Origin of the sequence: Micromonospora sp. NPDC047740, assembly GCF_043204735.1 — a bacterium.
In the GTDB taxonomy this organism is placed as follows: domain Bacteria; phylum Actinomycetota; class Actinomycetes; order Mycobacteriales; family Micromonosporaceae; genus Micromonospora.
In genome coordinates, this window is record NZ_JBIDCT010000002.1 from 411589 (window position 1) to 430042 (window position 18454).

The window sequence follows — 18454 nt, forward strand, 5'->3', positions numbered from 1 at the left end:
CGGATATCCCGAATGTTGGAAGGCGCGTACCGGGAACCGGGACGACGGCGTACCGTTGCCGGGACCGACGAGTTGAGGAGCGTGTGGTGGCACGGATCGCGGTGGTGGCCGGAGACGGGATCGGACCCGAGGTGGTCGCGCAGGCCCGCAAGGTCATCGACGCCGTGCTCCCCGGCGTGACGGCCACCGAGTACGACCTCGGCGCCGCCCGCTACCACCGCACCGGCGAGGTGCTGCCCGACTCGGTCCTCGACGAGCTGGCCGGGCACGACGCGATCCTGCTCGGCGCGGTCGGCGATCCCACCGTGCCGCCGGGCGTGCTGGAGCGTGGCCTGCTGCTCAAGCTCCGTTTCGCCTTCGACCAGTACGTCAACCTGCGCCCGTCGCGGCTCTGGCCGGGCGTGTCCGCCCCGCTGGCCGCCGTCAAGCCGGGCGAGGTCGACCTGGTCGTGGTCCGCGAGGGGACCGAGGGCCTGTATGCCGGCGCCGGCGGTTCGCTGCACCGGAACACCCCGGCCGAGGTGGCCACCGAGGAGAGCCTCAACACCCGGCACGGCGTCGAGCGGGTGATCCGGGACGCTTTTGCCCGGGCCGGCCGCCGGGAGCGCCGCAAGGTCACCCTGGTGCACAAGACCAACGTGCTGACCCACGCCGGCTCGCTGTGGGCGCGCACCTTCGAGTCCGTCGCCGCCGAGCACCCCGACGTGGCCACCGAGTACCAGCACGTCGACGCCGCCGCGATGTTCCTGGTGACCAACCCGCAGCGGTACGACGTGGTGGTCACCGACAACCTGTTCGGCGACATCCTCACCGACATCGCCGCCGCGGTGACCGGCGGCATCGGCCTGGCGGCCAGCGGTTGCATCAACCCGGAGGGGCGCTACCCGTCGATGTTCGAGCCGGTGCACGGCTCCGCGCCGGACATCGCCGGCCGCGGCGTCGCCGACCCGGTCGCCGCGGTGCTCTCGGCCGCGCTGCTGCTCGACCAGCTCGGGCACGCCGACGCCGCCGCGCGGGTCACCGCCGCGGTCGGCGCCGAGCTGGCCGGCCGTACGCCGGGTGCGCCGCTGCGCACCGAGGAGGTCGGCGACCGGCTCGCCGGCTACGCCGTAGCCTGACCAGGGCCGTCCACGGCCCGGCGTCGGGCCGCCAGACCCGTCCCCGGGCCCGCTCCGCCCGCCCATCCCGAGTCGCCGTTCGGTGCGCTCGATGTGGCGGGCAGGAGCTATCCGCTGAACGACCGTTCGGGGTAAGTTTCTGGCACCAATGACGTCGGCCTGCGACAACGCATGCCGTGGACCCGCAGGGAGGTCAGCGCGATGAGCGGTGGTGACAAGCTCGATTTCGAGATCCGTCCGAATCCCGCGCCGGTATCCGCCGCCGACCGGGCCGCCCTGCTGGCGAACCCCGGGTTCGGTCGGGTGTTCACCGACCACATGGTGACGATCCGGTACGCCGACGGGAAGGGCTGGTACGACCCCCGGGTGGAGGCGCGCGCGCCGATCCCGATGGACCCGGCCGCCGCCGTCCTGCACTACGCGCAGGAGATCTTCGAGGGGCTGAAGGCGTACCGGGGCGCGGACGGGTCGGTGACCCTGTTCCGCCCCGAGGCGAACGCCGCCCGCTTCGCCGCCTCCGCCCGGCGGCTGGCGATGCCCGAGCTGTCGACGGAGACCTTCGTCGAGTCGCTGCGCCGGCTGGTCGAGATCGACCGGGAGTGGATCCCGGAGGCCGAGGACGGCAGCCTCTACCTGCGGCCGTTCATGTTCGCCAGCGAGGTCTTCCTCGGGGTGCGGCCGGCCAACGAGTACCTCTACGCGGTGATCGCCTCGCCCGCGGGGGCGTACTTCCCGGGCGGGGTCAAGCCGATCACGGTCTGGGTCTCCCCGGACTACACCCGGGCGGCCCCGGGCGGCACCGGCGCGGCCAAGTGCGGCGGCAACTACGCCAGCTCGCTGGTGGCCCAGGCCGAGGCGATCGAGGCGGGCTGCGACCAGGTGGTCTTCCTGGACGCGGTGGAGCGGCGCTTCGTCGACGAGTTGGGCGGCATGAACGTCTTCTTCGTCTACGACGACGACACCCTGGTCACCCCGCCGCTGACCGGCACCATCCTGCCGGGCATCACCCGGGACGCGATCCTCACCCTGGCGGCCGAGTCGGGGCACCGGGTCGAGGAGCGGCCGGTCAGCTTCGCCGACTGGCAGGCGGACGCGGCCAGCGGCCGGCTGCGCGAGGTCTTCGCCTGTGGCACCGCCGCGGTGATCACCCCGATTGGCGGGGTGCGCTTCCCCGACGGCGAGTTCCTCATCGGCGGTGGGGAGTCCGGGCGCTCCACGATGGCCCTGCGGCAGCGGCTGGTCGACATCCAGCGCGGCCGCGCCGAGGACCGGCACGGCTGGGTGCAGCGAGTCCTCTGACCTGCCCCTGGATCCGGCACGGCCGGCACCGTCTCCGGCGGTGCCGGCCGTATCTCGTCGTGCCCGCCACCGTCGGCCTGCTTCCGGCGGAACCCTGTCGTTGATCAAGAAGTCTGCGTCGGCGCGCCGGAATCAGACGCAAACTTCTTGATCAAGATCTGGGGTGGGGGGTTAGGCGAGGAGGTGGGCGCGGAGGGCGGTCAGCTGCGCGTCGGTCAGGCCGGCGTGGTGCAGGTAGCCCTCCACGGAGCCGTGGCCCGCGCGCAGCTCGGTGAGGAAGATGGTCATCGCCTCGGCGGGGGAGGCGAGGTACGGGCGGGGCGGCTGCGCGGCCTCGGGCAGCGCTGCGGCGACCCAGGCGCTGAACCGCTCGGACGCCTCGGTGCTCAACGCGTAGTCGGCGACGATGTCCTCGTCGGCCACGCCGAGCACCGCGAGGGTGAGCGCGCAGACGATCCCGGTCCGGTCCTTGCCGGCCACGCAGTGCACCACCACCGGCGCGGTGGCGCTGTCCGCGATCAGCCCGATCGCCTCGGCCAGCCCGGCGGTGCCCGTCTCGGCCAGGGCCGCGTACCGGTCGGCGAGCCAGCGGGGCAGGCTCTCCTGCGGGTCGTAGGGGATTCCGGCCCAGTCGTCGTGCTCGGGGTGGATGTGCCGGTAGGTCAGGCCGTCATATGCGGGCACCCGGCCGTCGCGGGCCACCTCGGTGGGGCGGCGCAGGTCGATGACGGTACGGATGCCGAGGCGGTGAACATTTCCCGGTCGGTCTCGTCGATCCGGTGCAGGGAGTCGGAGCGGTAGAGCCGGCCCCGGCGGACGGTCCGCCCGTCGTGGCCGGTCAGCCCGCCCACGTCGCGGAAGTTGAACAGGGCGGGGAAGGGGTTGCGCTGAGGGGTGTCCGTGGCGTCCACCCCTGACACGGTAACGGCCGGCGGGGCCCCGATGTGCCCCGCCGGCCGTCAGTGGCAGGCGCCCTCCGTCACCGGGCGGTACCCGGCGGGATCGACGAGTAGGTGTCGTCGTAGTACCCGCCGAGCTTGTCCCGGTACGCCGGATCGGTGTCGGTGCTCTCGTCGTACTCGGGCGCGGCCTTGATCTGGTCCTTGCTCCGGTCGACGTATACCTTCCGCTCGTCGTGGTCGACGTGGTTGACGGTGCCGGCCGGCAGCATGACCTTCTTACCGAAGATCCACGGCCCGGTGTCGACCACCAGGTAACTGGAGTTCACCTCGTGGCTGGCCCGGTCCACCTTGCCGATCCCGCCGTCGGTCGCCTCCACCTTGTAGCCGACCAGGTCGATACCGGTCACCCCGGCCCCGTCCCGGTAGCTCCACGGGTCGAAGCGTCCCGCGGGCGTGCCGCCCACGAAGGCGCTCTGATCACCGTAGGTGAGCGGGTCCGGCGTCCCGTGGGTCGTTCGAGGGTCGAGCCGCTCCATGGCGTTCACTCCCTTTCTCGACTTTCTCGGGGGATGTGCGCTGTCGCATCCTTCGTACCCGGGTGCGGAGGTCGCTACACCGACCGCTCAGGACAGGGCGGCCTCCGCGTCCAGAGCCACCGCGGCGGCGTGCACGACGGCCGCGATGCGCAGCCCCTCGTGCACCTGCTCGCGGCTGAACCCGGCGCTGCGCAGGGTCTTCTCGTGCGACTCCAGGCAGACCCCGCAGCCGGTGATCGCCGAGACGGCGAGGCACCAGAGCTCGAAGTCGCCCTTCTCCACCCCCGGCCGGGCGATGATCTGCATCCGCAGCCGGGCCGGCAGCGACGCATACTGCTCGTCGCCGATCAGGTGCTTGGCCCGGTAGTAGATGTTGTTCATCGCCATGATGGTGGCGGCGCCCTTGGCCGCCTCGACCGCCTCCGGCGTCAGGTGACCGGCCGCCTCGGCGGCGATCTCCCTGAGCACCGCCGGGTTGCGGGCCGCCACCGCGCAGGCCAGGGCGGTGCCCCAGGCCTGCTCCGGCTTCAGGGTCGAGGTGGTGATGGTGGAGCCGAGATTGAGCCGGATGTCCTTGGCGTACTCGGGCAGAGCCGCCTTGACCGCGTCCAGGCCCATGGTCAGGCCCCGGCGCCGGCGAGCAGCGCGTTGGCGTCCAGGGTCGCGCCACCCTTGTTCCAGTTGCACGGGCAGAGCTCGTCGGTCTGCAGCGCGTCCAGCACCCGCAGCACCTCGGAGACGTTCCGGCCGACCGAGCCGGCGGTCACCATGGCGAACTGGATCTCGTTGTCCGGGTCGACGATGAAGGTGGCCCGCTGCGCGACGCCGTCCGCGCCGAGCACGCCGCAGGCGGCGGTCAGCTCGCGCTTGATGTCACTGAGCATCGGGAAGGGCAACTCGCGCAGGTCCGGGTGGTCCTTGCGCCACGCGTAGTGGACGAACTCGTTGTCCACGGAGACGCCGAGCACCTGGGCGTCCCGGTCGGCGAACTCGCCGTTGAGACGGCCGAACTCGGCGATCTCGGTGGGGCAGATGAAGGTGAAGTCCTTCGGCCAGAAGAAGACCACCCGCCACTTGCCCTGGTGGGACTTGTGGTCGATCGTCTCGAACGCCTTGTCGGCGTCCAGCGACACGCAGGCGGTGAGTTCGTACTCGGGGAAGCGGTCACCGACAGTGAGCACAGGTCCTCCTTGACAAAGGCTTGTCAGCGGCGCGAGGCCGGTAACTGGATCGGTTCCAGATATTGCCGCAGCGTCGTTTCCGCTTGATAGCGGCCGGATGACTTGTGAAGTCGATCACGAGCCGGGGGGGTTCTGCCGCAGGTCGTCCCTCAATCGGGTGCTAACACCCTCCGTCACCGTCCCGGCATGTGGATTATGCCTCCCAAAACCAGGATCGGGGTGGCAGAGTACGGACCGTGACCAGCTCCGCCCTGATTATTGGCAACTAGCGCGCCGGCTTCCCTCTCGCCGAGCGCGCAGACCTCCCGCATCCGCGGGGGGTCTTTTTGTTGCTCCCCTCAAGGCTCGAGAAGAGGACTCCCATGACCTTCCAGGTGTACGACACGACGCTGCGCGACGGCGCCCAGCGCGAGGGGCTCAGCTACTCGGTGGTCGACAAGCTGGCGGTGGCCCGCCTGCTGGACGACCTCGGGGTCGGCTTCATCGAGGGCGGCTGGCCCGGCGCGGTGCCCAAGGACACCGAGTTCTTCCGGCGCGCGCGCACCGAGCTGAAGCTGAAGCACGCGATCCTGGTCGCGTTCGGGGCCACCCGCAAGGTCGGGGCGGCGGTCGACGCGGACCCGCAGGTGCGCGGGCTGCTCGACGCGGAGACCCCGGCGGTGGCCCTGGTCGCCAAGGCGGACCTGCGGCACGTCGAGCGGGCGCTGCGCACCACCGCCGAGGAGAACCTGGCGATGGTCCGGGACACGGTCGCGCACCTGGTGCGGCAGGGCCGGCGGGTCTTCGTCGACGGGGAGCACTTCTTCGACGGCTACCGGCACGACCCGGCGTACACCGCGGCGGTGCTGGAGACGGCGCTGGCCGCCGGCGCCGAGCGGTTCGTGCTCTGCGACACCAACGGCGGGATGCTGCCGTCCCAGATCACCGCCGCCATCGCCGACGTCACCGCGCGCACCGGCGTGGCGCCGGAGCTGCTCGGCATCCACTGCCAGAACGACACCGCCTGCGCGGTGGCCAACACGATCGCCGCGGTCGAGGCCGGCGTCCGGCACTTCCAGGGCACCGCCAACGGGTACGGCGAGCGCCCCGGCAACGCCGACATCTTCGCGGTGGTCGCCAACCTCCAGCTCAAGCTCGGGCTGCCCGTCCTGCCGGAGGGCTGCCTGGAACAGATGGTGCGGGTCTCGCACGCCATCGCCGAGATCGCCAACATCGCCCCCGACACCCACCAGGCGTACGTCGGGGCCGCCGCCTTCGCCCACAAGGCCGGGCTGCACGCGAGCGCGATCAAGGTCGACCCGTTGCTCTACAACCACGTGGACCCGTCGGTGGTGGGCAACGACATGCGGATCCTGGTGACCGAGATGGCCGGCCGGGCCAGCATCGAGCTCAAGAGCCGTGAGCTCGGGCTGGACCTGGCCGGCCATCCGGAGGCGCTGTCCACCGTCACCAGGCGGGTCAAGGAGCTGGAGGCCGGCGGCTGGTCGTTCGAGGCCGCCGACGCGTCGTTCGAGCTGCTGGTCCGCGCCGAGCTGCCCGGCCGCGCCGCGCCCCGGCCGTTCGCCCTGGAGTCCTACCGGGTGCTGGTCGAGCACCGCGAGGACGGCGCGGTGGTCTCCGAGGCCACCGTCAAGATCCGGGTACGCGGCGAGCGGGTGATCGCCACCGCCGAGGGGAACGGCCCGGTCAACGCCCTGGACGAGGCGCTGCGGGTGGGGCTGGCCCGGCACTATCCGGAGCTGCGCGACTTCGAGCTGGCCGACTACAAGGTCCGGATCCTGGAGGGCAGCCACGGCACCGGCGCGGTGACCCGGGTGCTGGTGGAGACCGCCGGCGCGGGCCGCGACTGGACCACCGTCGGTGTGCACCCCAACGTGGTCGAGGCGAGCTGGCACGCCCTCGTCGACGCGCTCACCTACGGCCTGGACCGGGCCCGGGTGTAAGGAGGGGGTCCCGCTCAACGCCTGAGGTCAACCAGACGCCCCTGCTCACGCGGCGGGCAGGCGCAGCTCGGCGAGGACGGCCCGGTGGTCGCTGCCGGGGACGGGGTGCACGGCCACCGAGCGGACCGCGATGCGCCGGTCCACCAGCACGTGGTCGATGGTGACCGGCGGGATCAGGTCCCCGTCGTACGGGCCCCAGGTGCCGGCGAGCCCGGCGCCGGCCGCGTCGGCGGCGTCGACGTAGCCGGTGGCGATCAGCTCCCGCAGCGGCGCGTGGTCGAGAGTGGCGTTGAAGTCCCCGGCCAGGATGCTCAGCCGTCCCCGGGGTGTGGCGGGCGGCTGCCCCCGCAGGTCGGTCCACCAGTCGGGGAGCGCCTCGACGGCGTACGGGGCGGCCGGGTGCGCGGATTCCACCCGCAGGGGTGGCGCGCCCGGCACCGCCAGGGTCCCGTACGCCTGGGTAAAGGCGAAGCCCGGGTTGCGCCGGAACCCGCCCTCGCTGAGCGGGAAGCGCGCGTACAGCCCGGAGCCGGTGGTGCCGACCTCGGGGTTGAGCTCCTGGTAGGGGAGCAGGGTGGCCAGCCCGAGGCGGTCCAGTTCGGCCGCGATCCCGGGGGTGAACTCCTGCACGGCCAGCACGTCCACCCGATGCGCGCGGACCAGCTCGACCAGCCTGGCCGGGTCGGCGCCGCCCACCAGCAGGTTGGCGGTGAGCAGGCGAAGCGTGGGGCCACCGACCTCGGGCTGCCCGGCGGCGACCGCGCGGGGCGCCACCACCCCGACCAGCGCCAACGCGATGACCGCCGCGACCACCGCCGCAGCGCGGCGCCGCAGCGCGAGCGCCAGCACCAGCGGCACCAGGGACGCGGCGGCGACGTACGGCGTGAAGGCGACCGCCTGCACCAGCGGCCCGCGCTCCAGTCCGGCCAGCCGGAGCACGGCCCAGGCGGCCACCGGCGCGACGGTGAGCCAGCAGGCGGTGGTGGCGATCCGGCGCGTCCGGACGGTGGCCCGTCCCGCGTCCGTGGTGGTGATCACGGCCGTCACCGTACCGCGCCGGGTGCCGCCACGGTGCCCGCATCACCATTTCACGAATGGTCTCCGATTCACCTTTCACAGTTTTCGGGTCGCCAATCGCGAGTCGACACGCAAATGGGCGCTATTGACCCTCAGCATTTTCCGGTGCTAACTTCCACGTGGTTGAGACGTCGCGACTCTCGGTAGTAAGACCAGGTCAAGCTGGGTGCAGAAGGTTGAGTGTCAACCTTGACGGTGCGGAAAAAACGCGCGGGCTTCCCGATGGCCCGCAGGTTTCTGTGCCCGGCTCTCCGGCAGTAGTCATCCGGCTCGTCAATCGCGGGTCGGCCAGCTCGTCACGGTCACAAAAGGGAGACCTGTCATGGCCATATTCCTCAGACGCAAGGCGGCGGTGGTAGCGCTTGGCGTCCTGACCCTCACCTTGGCCGGCGGGGGCATCGCGGCCGCCGCCCACCCGGCGGCGAAGGCTCCGGCCGAGGTCGCCCAGCCCGGCGCCCGGCAGCCCGGCCAGCAGCCCCCGGTGACCGCCGCCGAGGCCCGGGCGGCGAAGTCCGCGCTGCGGGCGACCCTCGCCCCGCCCGCCGCCGGCACGGTCGCCTGGGCCGTCGTCAGCAGCAACGGCACCCTGCTCCAGCACTCGGCCAACGTCACCGCTGTCACGAAGTTCGCCAGCAATCTGCCGGGCCAGTTCGCGGGGCAGTATCAGGTGACGCTCGACTACGACGTGCGTCTCAAGGCGTACAACGCGACCATCGGCACCAACGACCCGGCCAACGTCCCCCCGGGCGGCGAGATCTCGGCCGCGCCCCGGACCCTGATCCCGAACGCGGTCTTCGTCCAGACCCGCAGCTCCTCCGGCGGGTACGCGGACAGGCCGTTCCACATCGTCATCGCCAACTGACCCGCCCCGCCGCGCTGGCCCCCGCTCCGGCGGGGGCCAGCGCCGTTCGTCGCCCCCGGCCGCCGCGACGGCGACCCGTCTGCGCCCAGCTGCGCCGCCCGCACCCGCTCACCCGGTTGGTGCCCGGCTGGGGGTGTCCTCCCCGTCCGGCTCAGGAACGACCGCCGAGGGGCCGATAATCCGACGTTTGCCGCCGGGCCGGCTCGGGAAGCAAGCACCGTGACGGACATCTCGGACACCCTGGCCAGCGTGCCCAGCCCGGTGGATGCCGATGCGAGCAGCGCCGAGCTGGAACAGACCCTCTTCGAGGTCAAACGCGTGATCGTCGGGCAGGATCGCCTCGTCGAACGCCTGCTCACCGCCCTGATCGCCGACGGCCACTGCCTCTTGGAGGGCGTGCCGGGGGTCGCGAAGACCCTCGCGGCGCAGACCCTCGCCACCGTCGTCGGCGGCACGTTCTCCCGGATCCAGTTCACCCCCGACCTGGTCCCCTCGGACATCGTCGGCACCCGGATCTATCGGGCCTCCACCGAGGCCTTCGACGTCGAACTGGGCCCGATCATGGCGAACCTGGTGCTCGCCGACGAGATCAACCGCGCCCCGGCGAAGGTGCAGTCGGCCCTGCTGGAGGCGATGGCCGAGCGGCAGGTCTCGATCGGCGGCCGGACCTGGTCCGTCCCCGACCCGTTCCTGGTGCTCGCCACCCAGAACCCGATCGAGTCGGAGGGCGTCTACCAGCTTCCCGAGGCGCAGCGGGACCGCTTCCTCATGAAGATCGTGGTCGACTACCCGACCGACGCCGACGAGCTGGCCATCCTCTACCGGATGAGCAGCGACCGGCCGACGGCCCGGCCGGTGCTCGACCCGGCCCGGCTGCGAGAACTCCAGCGCCGGGCCAGCGACATCTTCGTCCACCACGCGCTCGCCGAGTACGTCGTCCGGCTCATCCTCGCTACCCGCGACCCGGGCCGGTTTGGGCTGCCCGAGATCGCGCCGCTGCTGGCGTACGGGGCGAGTCCCCGGGCCACCCTCGGCCTGGTCGCCGCCGCCCGCGCCCAGGCGCTCATCCGGGGCCGGGAGTACGTGCTTCCGGAGGACGTTCGGGAGTTGGCCGTCGACGTGCTCGCCCACCGGCTGGTGCTCTCCTTCGACGCGGTGGCCGACGGCGTCTCCGCCGAGGCGGTGGTACGCCGGCTGATCGAGGCGGTGCCGCCGCCGCGGGTGGTCGCCGGCCACCCCGAGACGGCGCCCGACCTGGCGGCGGCATGAGGCGCCGGGCCGCACCGACCCTGCCCGATCCCGGCCTGGCGGACCTCGCCCCCGACGAGCGGTTGCGCCGGCTGGAACTGACCGTCACCCGCCGGCTCGACGGGCTGCTGCACGGCCAGTACCGCGGTCTGCTGCCCGGCCCGGGCAGCGAGGTGGCCGGCAGCCGCGAGTACCGCCCCGGCGAGGACGAGGTACGCCGGATGGACTGGGCCGTCACCGCCCGGACCACCGTCCCGCACGTACGCGAGGTCGACGCCGACCGGGAGCTGACCACCTGGCTGCTGGTCGACGCCAGTCCCAGCATGGAGTACGGCACGGCCACTCTGGACAAACGGGAACTCGCGGTGGCCGCCGTGGCAGCGGTCGGCTTCCTCACCGCCGGCGTCGGCAGCCGCCTCGGCGCGCTGGTGCTCGCCCCGGAGGGCGTACGCCGGTTCCCGGCCCGGGGTGGGCGTACCCACCTGCTCGGGCTGCTGCGCACCCTGCTGGCCGCGCCCCGCGTCGGCGGATACGACGTGGCGGGACAGCCCGCTGCCGCGGACGCCGCACCGCAACGGCGGCCTCAGTTCGACGCGTCGCGACCTGCCGCCGGCGCCGCCCCACCCGGGCTGGCCGACGGGCTCGACGGGGTCGGGCGGGTGGCCCGGGGGCGGGGCCTGGTGGTGGTGGTCTCCGACTTCCTCGACGGGCTGCCCGACGACCCGGACGCCGCGCCGCCCTGGGAGGTCCTCCTGCGCCGGCTCGCCGTCCGGCACCAGGTGCTCGCCGTGGAGGTGACCGACCCGCGCGAGCTGGAACTGCCGGACGTCGGCCTGGTGACCCTGGTCGACCCGGAGACCGGCCGGCGGCGCGAGGTGTGGACCGGCGACCGGACCCTGCGGGAGCGGTACGCGCAGGCCGCCGCCGCCCAACGCGACCAGGTACGCGCCACGCTGCGCCGGTGCGGGGCCAACCACCTGGCGCTGCGTACCGACCGGGACTGGAGTGCGGACATCGTGCGGCACGTGCACGCCCAGCGCCGGCTGGCCGCCGCGCCGGCCCCGAACCGGGGAGGTGCCGCGTGACCTGGCAGTCACCCGCCCGGCTCTGGCTGCTGCTCGGCGTCGCCGCGCTCGTCGCCGGCTACCTGATGATGCAGCGCCGGCAGAGTCGGTACGCGGTCCGGTTCACCAACCTGCGACTGCTGGACCGGGTCGCGCCGCACCGGCCGGTCTGGCGCCGGCACGTGCCGGCAGGACTCTTCCTCGCCATGCTGGCGCTGCTGGTGGTCGGCTTCGCCCGACCCAGCGCGGAAGTGCGGGTGCCCCGGGAACGGGCCACCGTGATGGTCGCGGTGGACGTCTCCACCTCGATGCTGGCCAGCGACGTCGACCCGGATCGGCTGACCGCCGCCAAGCAGGCCGCCCGCCGGTTCGTCGACGGCTTGCCGAAGGAGTTCAACGTCGGGCTGGTCGCCTTCGCGGGCAGCGCGGCGGTGCTGGTCCCGCCGAGCACCGACCGGGACGCGCTGCACGACGGCGTCGGGCGGCTCGCCGAAGGGATCACCGGCGTCCAGGGCACCGCCATCGGCGAGGCGATCAGCACCTCCCTGGGCGCGGTGAAGAGCCTGGACGCCAAGGCGGCCAAGGATCCGCCGCCGGCCCGGATCATCATCCTCTCCGACGGCGCGAACACCTCCGGCATGGACCCGATGGAGGCCGCCGCCCAGGCCGTGGCGGCGAAGGTCCCGGTGCACACCATCTCCTTCGGCACCCCGTCCGGCTTCGTCGACCGGGGCGGGCGGGCGATCCAGGTGCCGGTGGACGGGCAGACCCTCAAGGCGGTCGCCGACGAGACCGGGGGTGGCTTCCACGAGGCGTCCACCAGCGCCGAGCTGCGCGCCGTCTACGAGGACATCGGCACCTCGGTCGGCTATCGCAAGGAACGGCAGGACATCTCCGCCCGCTTCATCGGCCTGGGGCTGGTCTTCGCCATGGGTGCGGCCGCCGGATCCCTGCGGTGGTTCTCCCGGCTGCCCTGACCCGTACCACCCGTCCGCGACGACGGCACGACACGTGAGGAGCCAGGTATGGCAGTGCAGACCGGACTCGGCGAGCCACGCGGCCCGTGGTTCGTCTCGCCCGAGCTGGATCCGGACGGGCGCGGGCGCTGGGACGTACCCGGGTCCGAGCAGGGTCCGGGGCGGCGTGGCTGGCGCGGGCGGATGCTGACCGCGCTCGCGGTGGTGGCCCTGTCGACGGTCTCCGGTGCGGCGGCCGGCAGCTGGGTGGCCGGCCGGGACGCGCCCGGGCCCGCGGCGGCGTCCGCCGCGCCGGTGCCGGCGGAACTGGTCACCGCGGCCGAGAAGACCGTGCCGGGGGTGGTCTCGGTGATGGTCGGCAGCGGGTCCGGGGCGTCGGCCAGCGGTTCCGGTTTCGCCATCGACCACGAGCAGCACATCGTGACCAACGACCACATCCTGGCCAAGGGGGGCGCCGGTCCGGTGACCGTGGAGACCTCCGACGGCCGGCGGTTCACCGCCGAGGTGGTGGGTCGGGAGCCGGGCAGCGACCTGGCGGTGCTCAAGGTGCCCGCCTCGGCCGGGTTGTCGCCGCTGCCGCTGGCCAAGCCGAACACCACCCGGGTCGGCGAGCCGGTGCTCGCGGTCGGTTCCCCGCTCGGCCTGTCCGGCACGGTGACCGCCGGCATCGTCAGCGCGCTCAACCGTCAGGTACGCATCGGCAACGGCCGGCACACCGCGGTGCAGACCGACGCCTCGATCAACCCGGGCAACTCGGGTGGCCCGCTGGTCAACGCGCGGGGTGAGGTGGTCGGGGTGAACACGGCCATCGCCACCATCGACGGCACCGGTTCGATCGGCATCGGGTTCGCCATCCCGATCGACCAGGTCCAGCAGACCGCCGACACCATCATCGGCCGGGGCGGCTGACCGGACGTTGACCTGCGCCGCCCTACCGGACCATCGCGCCGCATCGGGGTGAACTGTCGGATATCCGGCGTGGGACCATCGGGCCATGGAAATATTACGCTGAGTATGGATACTGGCGTGGGTGGAGCAAGCTGTCATTGCGGCCCTCCTCCTGGTGGGCCTGGTCATCGGCGCCGGCGTCGGCGCGTCCTACGCCCGCGCGAAGCGTGGCTGGAAGGACTACAAGACCGCCCGTAACATCGTCCCGGGCACCCGGCGGACCGCCTGGCTGGCGATCCGCGCGGTCATCACCAAGCTCGGCGTGATCGCCCTGCTGCTTGTCGGCGCGGCCGCGTACGCGGCGGTCGGGTCGGACCACGAGCGGGCCGGGCCGACGCCCACCCCGACCGTAACTCCCACGCCGAGTCACCGGGGCGGGCGATAGCCTCATGGCGTGGACGACGGACTGCGGGTGACCGACCGGCTCGTGGTCCCCGCCGGCGAGCTGCGGGAACGCTTCTCCCGCTCGTCGGGGCCGGGCGGGCAGGGGGTCAACACCACCGACTCCCGGGTGGAGCTCAGCTTCGACCTGGCCGGCTCACCGAGCGTGCCCGAGCCGCTGCGGGCCCGCGCGCTGGACCGGCTCGCCGGGCGGCTGGTCGACGGCGTGCTGACCGTCACCGCCAGCGAGCACCGGGCGCAACTGGCCAACCGGGAGGCGGCCCGCGAACGGATGGCCGGCCTGCTGCGGGAGGCGGTCGCCCCGCCCGCCAAGCCCCGCCGCCCGACCCGCCCGTCCCGCGCCGCGAAGGAGCGCCGGCTGGCCGACAAGAAGCGCCAGGCCCAGCGCAAGCGCGACCGCCGAATGGACGGCGACTGACCGGCCCGGCGCGGAAACGATTTTGCGGCCCACCGGGCCGCCGACCAGAATGCGCCGGTGCCCGTCGACGTCTCCCCACCCGCACCGTCGGACAGCCCAGCTGCTCGCGCCGGCTTCTGGCAGCTGAGTGACTGAGAGCGTTGGTCAGCCGTCCGAGGCGGCCAGGAGCCGGTCGCACTCCGCGATCAGGCGCGTGCGCAGCGGCGCGGCCTGTTCCGCGAACGACCGCTGTGCCAGCACGTACTCGTGCCGGCCCTCGATGGTCTCGATTCTGACGGGCGAGTAGCCCAGCTCGGTGAGGTCGTACGGAGAGGCCCGCATGTCCAGGGTCCGGATCGCTCTCGCCAGCTCGAAGCAGTCGGCTACGAGTTCCGAGGGGACCAGGGGCGAGAGCTTGTAGGAATGCTTGTAGAGGTCCATGTTGGCGTGCAGGCAGCCCGGCTGCTCCAGCGCGTGCTGGCTCTCCCGGGTCGGGGTGAGCAGGTTCAGCGGCCGGGCCGGCGCAGTGAAGAAGCGGAACGCGTCGAAGTGGCTGCACCGCACGCCCCGCTCCTCCACCACGGCGGCGGTCGCCGCCGGGCTGAGCCGCAGCGGCCAGGCGTTGTGCCGTACCTCGTCCTGGGTCTGCCGGTAGACCATCGCCCACTCGTGCAGGCCGAAGCAGCCGAACTGGGCCGGCCGGCCGGCGGTCGCCGCGAGCAGCGTACGGATCCAGGTGATCGACTCGACGCGCCGGGCGCGTACCTGCCCGGTGTCGAGGGTGAGGCCGTCGGCGCCCGCGCGGTAGTCCCGACCGAACTCGGCCGGGTCCGCGTCGCGCAGCACCACGCCCGCGCCCGGGTGCCAGCGGCGCAACTGCGCCGGACGGTACGAGTAGTAGGTGAAGAGGAAGTCCTCCACCGGGTGCTTCACCCCGGAGCGCCGGCGGGCCAGGTGCGGCGTCAGCCAGGCGTCCGTCCGCTCCTCGTGAGCCCGCCGCCGGGCCTGCCAGTCGGCCGCGTCGAGCACGGTGGCGGGGGCGAGGGCGGCGGTCACGGACCCCAGGGTACGACCGCCGCCCGACCCCGGGTCAGGGCACGTCCACCCGCACGCCGGCGGAGAAGACCCCGCTGCGCAGCTCCAACTGCCTCGGCGGGTCGGTGCCGTGCACGGTGAAGACCAGCGGCAGGAGCACCCGGCTACCCGCGGCGACCGGCTGGGCGAAGACGTCCCGCCCGAGGTTGGCCACCCGGGTGGCGTCCTCGTCGGCGGCAACCCAGTTGCCGCCCGGCAGGTACGCCCGTTGCAGCTGACCGTGCCAGGTCTGCTCGCCCTGCGTGAGGTTGCGCACCCCGACCGTGGCCAGGCACTGCCGGCCGCCCGCCTGGGCGCTGGGCAGGCCCTGCGTGCCGCAGGCCACCCGGTAGACGGTGAACTCGAACGCCGCCTCCCGCAGCGGGACGCCGAGCGCCCCGGTGACGCTCCGGCCGATCCACGCGCCGCTGGTCGGCTGCTTGTTGGTGTCGATCGCGGAGACCCGCTGGGTGGCCGTCCAGGCGCCCACCCCGACCAGGCCGGCCAGCACCGCCGCCGCGACCCCGACCAGCAGCCAGACCGGCGGCTTGCGGCGCTGCCCGGGCAGCGATGGCATGGCCCGGCGCGGGTAGACAGTCCCGCGGCCCGCCGGGCTGCCCGCTACGGGGTGCACCGGACCGCCCGTCCCACGGGTTGCCGGGGCACCCGCCGCCGGGCCGCCCGCTCCGGGGCTTGCCGGGCCACCCGGGCCGGGGCTGGCCGGGCCACCCGCCCCGCGGGCGAGGGCCGGATCGCCGGCGCCCGTCGCCACGCGGGAGCGCTGCCGGCGGCGTTGCCACCACCACAACAGCACGCCGACGGTGACGACCAGGACCGCGGCGAGCGCGCCCAGCAGCACCGGCGGTCGCCGCCACACCGGGGCCGCGGTCACCTTCGCCACGGGAACGCCCGGTCCCGTCCAGGTCGCCGTGGCGCAGTCGTACGGCCGGGTCCCGTCGGTCCCGTACGCGCAGGCCGGCGCGGTCACCGACCGCCCCTGGGTGGTCGTGCTGAGCGCGGTGTGCAACGTGGTGGTGCTCCGCGCCGGCAACCGCAGCCGCCAGGTGACCTCGTTCACGCCGGACGACCCGATCGCGCGGGTGGCCCGACCGCCGGCGGTCACCGTGGTCGCCTGCGACCCGGCCGGCAGCTCCTGCCGTACGGTCGTGTCGACCGGCGTGTTTCCGGCGTTGCGTACCTCGATCTGGTAGCCGGGCGCCGGGGTGTTGGCCGCGGTCATCGCCACGGTGACCGGCGGCTTGGACATCTGGATCGGGGCCGGACTCGCCGGCGGCACCGCGGGCGGCGCCGCGGGCATCCCGGTCGGGATCGGCGTGGCGCGCTCCGCCGGGGCGGGTGCCGCCGCGGCCGGTCCCGGCTGGGCGGGTGCTGCCGCCGCCCGGGGTGCCGTGCCGGGCAGCGCCGGTACGGCGGCGAGCACGCCGAGGCAGTTCACGATCACTGCCAGGGTCCTGTGGTGCCGTCTCGATGCAGGCATACGAACGCACCTCCGGACCCGAAGCTATGGGCCCGGCCCCGCCGGGTGGGTACGAAGTCGGCATTTTCGCCCCGGCCCGCCGCCGGCCACGTACGCTGGCTCGCCCGGTCCGGCGACGTTCCGGCGCCCGGCGGAACCGCACGCCGTCGGGGCCCGCCCGGCGCCCGGCGGGCTTGCCCGCCGCCTGGTCCGGAGGCGGGCCGGTGGCTCGTGGCGGCCGGTGTCCGGCGGAGCCGCGCGGCGGGCCGGCCGCGCCCGACGTGGGCCGGCCGGTGGCGGGGATAGATTGGCCGGGTGCGTATCGCTCGTTTTGCTCATGCCAAGGGAATGTCGTTCGGGGCCGTCGAGGGCGAGCCGGAGGCCGGGCCGCAGGGCCTGACCATCGCCGAGATCGACGGGCACCCCTTCGGGCAGATCCAGTTCTCCGGCGCCCGCTGGGCGCTCTCCGACGTGCGGCTGCTCTCACCGATCCTGCCGAGCAAGGTGGTCTGCGTCGGCCGCAACTACGCCGAGCACGCCGCCGAGCACGGCAGCGACGTGCCCAAGGAGCCGCTGCTGTTTTTGAAGCCGTCCACCTCGGTGATCGGTCCGCAGGACGCGATCCGCCTGCCGATCTTCTCCAAGCAGGTCGAGCACGAGGCGGAGCTGGCCGTGGTGATCGGCGCCCCGGGGGCGCGCCGGGCCGACCGGGCCGCCGCCGAGCGGGCCATCTTCGGCTACACCTGCGCCAACGACGTCACCGCCCGGGACCTCCAGCGCTCCGACGGGCAGTGGACCCGGGCCAAGGGCTTCGACTCGTTCTGCCCCCTCGGTCCGTGGATCACGACCGGGCTGGACGTCTCCGACCTGGAGATCCGCTGTGAGGTGGGTCGCGATCCCGAGGAGATGGAGGTACGCCAGCTCGGCCGGACCAAGGACATGGTCTTCGACGTGCCGGCCCTGGTGTCGTACATCTCCCACGTGATGACGTTGCTCCCGGGTGACGTGGTGCTGACCGGCACCCCGGCGGGGGTTAGCCCGCTCACCGACGGGGATACGGTCACCGTGCGGATCGAGGGGATCGGCGAACTCACCAACCCGGTGGTGCCGGTCGCCTGATGCGTCCGACGTCTCGTTTCCGCAGGTCAGGTGCGGTTCGAGGGGTTGGATTTGGCCTGCCGGCACCGGGAGGGTAAAGTTCATTCCCGGCGCCGCAAGGGGCCAATGGGGTATGGGGTAATTGGCAGCCCGACTGATTCTGGTTCAGTTAGTCTAGGTTCGAGTCCTGGTACCCCAGCGCAGCCGCGGGTTCGTGAGAATCCTCGGACGCTGGATTCTGGCGGAGTTTGCTCCGCTCCTCGCGCGAGGGGCGGCAGGTGATCTCTGATAGAGTGCAGCTTCCTCACCGAGCGGGTGAGGAAGCAGATAGTTCTGGCCCCGTCGTCTAGCGGCCCAGGACGCCGCCCTCTCAAGGCGGTAGCGCCGGTTCGAATCCGGTCGGGGCTACGTCGTCGGCAGCCCGTCCCACCTCGTGGGGCGGGCTGTTTCGTGTCCGGCGGTGTTGCCGCTCGTACCCGGCCGGCCGTTGGCCTCCGCACCGGGCGGCCTGTCGTTCGCGCCGGAGCGGGGCGTTGTCGCCAGCCCCAGATTGCCGGTGCCGGACTCGGCGCGGCGGGAGGATGCGGCCATCCCCGTTGCCGTGCCCGCCGAGCGTGCCGCTAGACTAACCCCGCACCGCTCGTCAGGGCGGTGAAGCAGGAAAAGTGCCTGGCCCCGTCGTCTAGCGGCCCAGGACGCCGCCCTCTCAAGGCGGTAGCGCCGGTTCGAATCCGGTCGGGGCTACCACGCTCAACGGCCCGTCCCACCTGGTGTGGGCGGGCCGTTCGCCGTTCCCGCCCACCCTTCACGCTCCCCGCCCGCCCCTGGTGATCAAGAGGTTTACGTCACCG

At 73.1% G+C, this 18454-nt stretch carries 17 protein-coding genes, 3 tRNA genes and 1 pseudogene; 14 read left to right on the forward strand and 7 right to left on the reverse strand.

The window, feature by feature from the left end; genetic code table 11:
- The first annotated feature begins 86 nt into the window (after nucleotides 1–86).
- Both ACGF4F_RS06460 and ACGF4F_RS06465 read left to right on the forward strand, forming a co-directional pair.
- Nucleotides 87–1118 carry a 3-isopropylmalate dehydrogenase gene (locus ACGF4F_RS06460; protein ID WP_393075488.1) on the forward strand — a complete coding sequence of 344 codons (1032 nt, stop codon included), beginning with the start codon at nucleotides 87–89 and terminating at the stop codon, nucleotides 1116–1118.
- 201 nt (nucleotides 1119–1319) lie between these two features.
- Complete coding sequence (locus ACGF4F_RS06465; RefSeq protein ID WP_387274256.1) at nucleotides 1320–2417, forward strand: branched-chain amino acid aminotransferase; 1098 nt, start codon at nucleotides 1320–1322, stop codon at nucleotides 2415–2417.
- Between the two features lie 171 nt (nucleotides 2418–2588).
- Here the strand turns inward: ACGF4F_RS06465 and ACGF4F_RS06470 are convergent.
- The 4 genes and pseudogenes from ACGF4F_RS06470 to ACGF4F_RS06485 all read right to left on the reverse strand — a co-directional run bounded on the left by ACGF4F_RS06470 (nucleotide 2589) and on the right by ACGF4F_RS06485 (nucleotide 5036).
- Nucleotides 2589–3386: pseudogene (locus ACGF4F_RS06470) on the reverse strand (tyrosine-protein phosphatase).
- Between the two features lie 10 nt (nucleotides 3387–3396).
- Nucleotides 3397–3855, reverse strand: a complete 459-nt coding sequence (locus tag ACGF4F_RS06475) for a PRC-barrel domain-containing protein (protein ID WP_357433826.1) — start codon at nucleotides 3853–3855, stop codon at nucleotides 3397–3399.
- Between the two features lie 87 nt (nucleotides 3856–3942).
- Nucleotides 3943–4473 (reverse strand): carboxymuconolactone decarboxylase family protein, encoded by a 531-nt coding sequence (locus ACGF4F_RS06480; protein WP_393075492.1) that lies wholly within the window; start codon nucleotides 4471–4473, stop codon nucleotides 3943–3945.
- Between the two features lie 2 nt (nucleotides 4474–4475).
- Nucleotides 4476–5036, reverse strand: a complete 561-nt coding sequence (locus ACGF4F_RS06485) for a peroxiredoxin (protein ID WP_357433822.1) — start codon at nucleotides 5034–5036, stop codon at nucleotides 4476–4478.
- Nucleotides 5037–5398: 362 nt separating this feature from the next.
- Here ACGF4F_RS06485 and cimA point away from each other — a divergent pair, with 362 nt between their 5' ends.
- Nucleotides 5399–6979, forward strand: coding sequence for a citramalate synthase (gene cimA, locus ACGF4F_RS06490; RefSeq protein ID WP_393075496.1), 1581 nt, complete (start codon nucleotides 5399–5401; stop codon nucleotides 6977–6979).
- Nucleotides 6980–7024: 45 nt separating this feature from the next.
- Here the strand turns inward: cimA and ACGF4F_RS06495 are convergent, their stop codons facing one another.
- Nucleotides 7025–8017 carry an endonuclease/exonuclease/phosphatase family protein gene (locus ACGF4F_RS06495; protein ID WP_393075499.1) on the reverse strand — a complete coding sequence of 331 codons (993 nt, stop codon included), beginning with the start codon at nucleotides 8015–8017 and terminating at the stop codon, nucleotides 7025–7027.
- A 361-nt stretch (nucleotides 8018–8378) separates the two neighbouring features.
- Between ACGF4F_RS06495 and ACGF4F_RS06500 the strand changes: the two genes are divergently transcribed.
- The 7 genes from ACGF4F_RS06500 to arfB all read left to right on the forward strand — a co-directional run bounded on the left by ACGF4F_RS06500 (nucleotide 8379) and on the right by arfB (nucleotide 13975).
- On the forward strand, nucleotides 8379–8918 hold the full coding sequence (locus tag ACGF4F_RS06500) for a hypothetical protein (RefSeq protein ID WP_357433818.1): 540 nt from the start codon (nucleotides 8379–8381) through the stop codon (nucleotides 8916–8918).
- A gap of 219 nt (nucleotides 8919–9137) precedes the next feature.
- Nucleotides 9138–10187 carry a MoxR family ATPase gene (locus ACGF4F_RS06505; protein WP_073832460.1) on the forward strand — a complete coding sequence of 350 codons (1050 nt, stop codon included), beginning with the start codon at nucleotides 9138–9140 and terminating at the stop codon, nucleotides 10185–10187.
- On the forward strand, nucleotides 10184–11251 hold the full coding sequence (locus ACGF4F_RS06510) for a DUF58 domain-containing protein (protein WP_357433816.1): 1068 nt from the start codon (nucleotides 10184–10186) through the stop codon (nucleotides 11249–11251). Before ACGF4F_RS06505 ends, ACGF4F_RS06510 begins: the two co-directional genes overlap by 4 nt.
- Entirely contained in the window at nucleotides 11248–12207 is a 960-nt protein-coding gene (locus tag ACGF4F_RS06515; protein ID WP_357433814.1) for a VWA domain-containing protein, read from the forward strand. Before ACGF4F_RS06510 ends, ACGF4F_RS06515 begins: the two co-directional genes overlap by 4 nt.
- 48 nt (nucleotides 12208–12255) lie before the next feature.
- Complete coding sequence (locus ACGF4F_RS06520) at nucleotides 12256–13116, forward strand: trypsin-like peptidase domain-containing protein (protein WP_357433812.1); 861 nt, start codon at nucleotides 12256–12258, stop codon at nucleotides 13114–13116.
- A gap of 121 nt (nucleotides 13117–13237) precedes the next feature.
- Nucleotides 13238–13540: a hypothetical protein gene (locus ACGF4F_RS06525; RefSeq protein WP_357433810.1), complete on the forward strand. Its 303-nt coding sequence runs from the start codon at nucleotides 13238–13240 to the stop codon at nucleotides 13538–13540.
- Between the two features lie 9 nt (nucleotides 13541–13549).
- Nucleotides 13550–13975, forward strand: a complete 426-nt coding sequence (gene arfB, locus ACGF4F_RS06530) for an alternative ribosome rescue aminoacyl-tRNA hydrolase ArfB (protein WP_357433808.1) — start codon at nucleotides 13550–13552, stop codon at nucleotides 13973–13975.
- Between the two features lie 144 nt (nucleotides 13976–14119).
- Here arfB and ACGF4F_RS06535 read toward each other — a convergent pair whose 3' ends face one another.
- Both ACGF4F_RS06535 and ACGF4F_RS06540 read right to left on the reverse strand, forming a co-directional pair.
- Nucleotides 14120–15010 carry a 3-methyladenine DNA glycosylase gene (locus tag ACGF4F_RS06535; RefSeq protein WP_357433806.1) on the reverse strand — a complete coding sequence of 297 codons (891 nt, stop codon included), beginning with the start codon at nucleotides 15008–15010 and terminating at the stop codon, nucleotides 14120–14122.
- Between the two features lie 34 nt (nucleotides 15011–15044).
- Nucleotides 15045–16490, reverse strand: coding sequence for a hypothetical protein (locus tag ACGF4F_RS06540; protein ID WP_357433804.1), 1446 nt, complete (start codon nucleotides 16488–16490; stop codon nucleotides 15045–15047).
- A gap of 330 nt (nucleotides 16491–16820) precedes the next feature.
- Between ACGF4F_RS06540 and ACGF4F_RS06545 the strand changes: the two genes are divergently transcribed.
- The 4 genes from ACGF4F_RS06545 (at nucleotide 16821) to ACGF4F_RS06560 (ending at nucleotide 18350) form a co-directional block, all read left to right on the forward strand.
- On the forward strand, nucleotides 16821–17624 hold the full coding sequence (locus ACGF4F_RS06545) for a fumarylacetoacetate hydrolase family protein (protein WP_357433802.1): 804 nt from the start codon (nucleotides 16821–16823) through the stop codon (nucleotides 17622–17624).
- 106 nt (nucleotides 17625–17730) lie between these two features.
- Nucleotides 17731–17802, forward strand: a tRNA-Gln gene (locus ACGF4F_RS06550).
- Between the two features lie 136 nt (nucleotides 17803–17938).
- A tRNA-Glu gene (locus ACGF4F_RS06555) sits at nucleotides 17939–18011 on the forward strand.
- Nucleotides 18012–18274: 263 nt separating this feature from the next.
- A tRNA-Glu gene (locus tag ACGF4F_RS06560) sits at nucleotides 18275–18350 on the forward strand.
- Nucleotides 18351–18454: the final 104 nt, after the last annotated feature.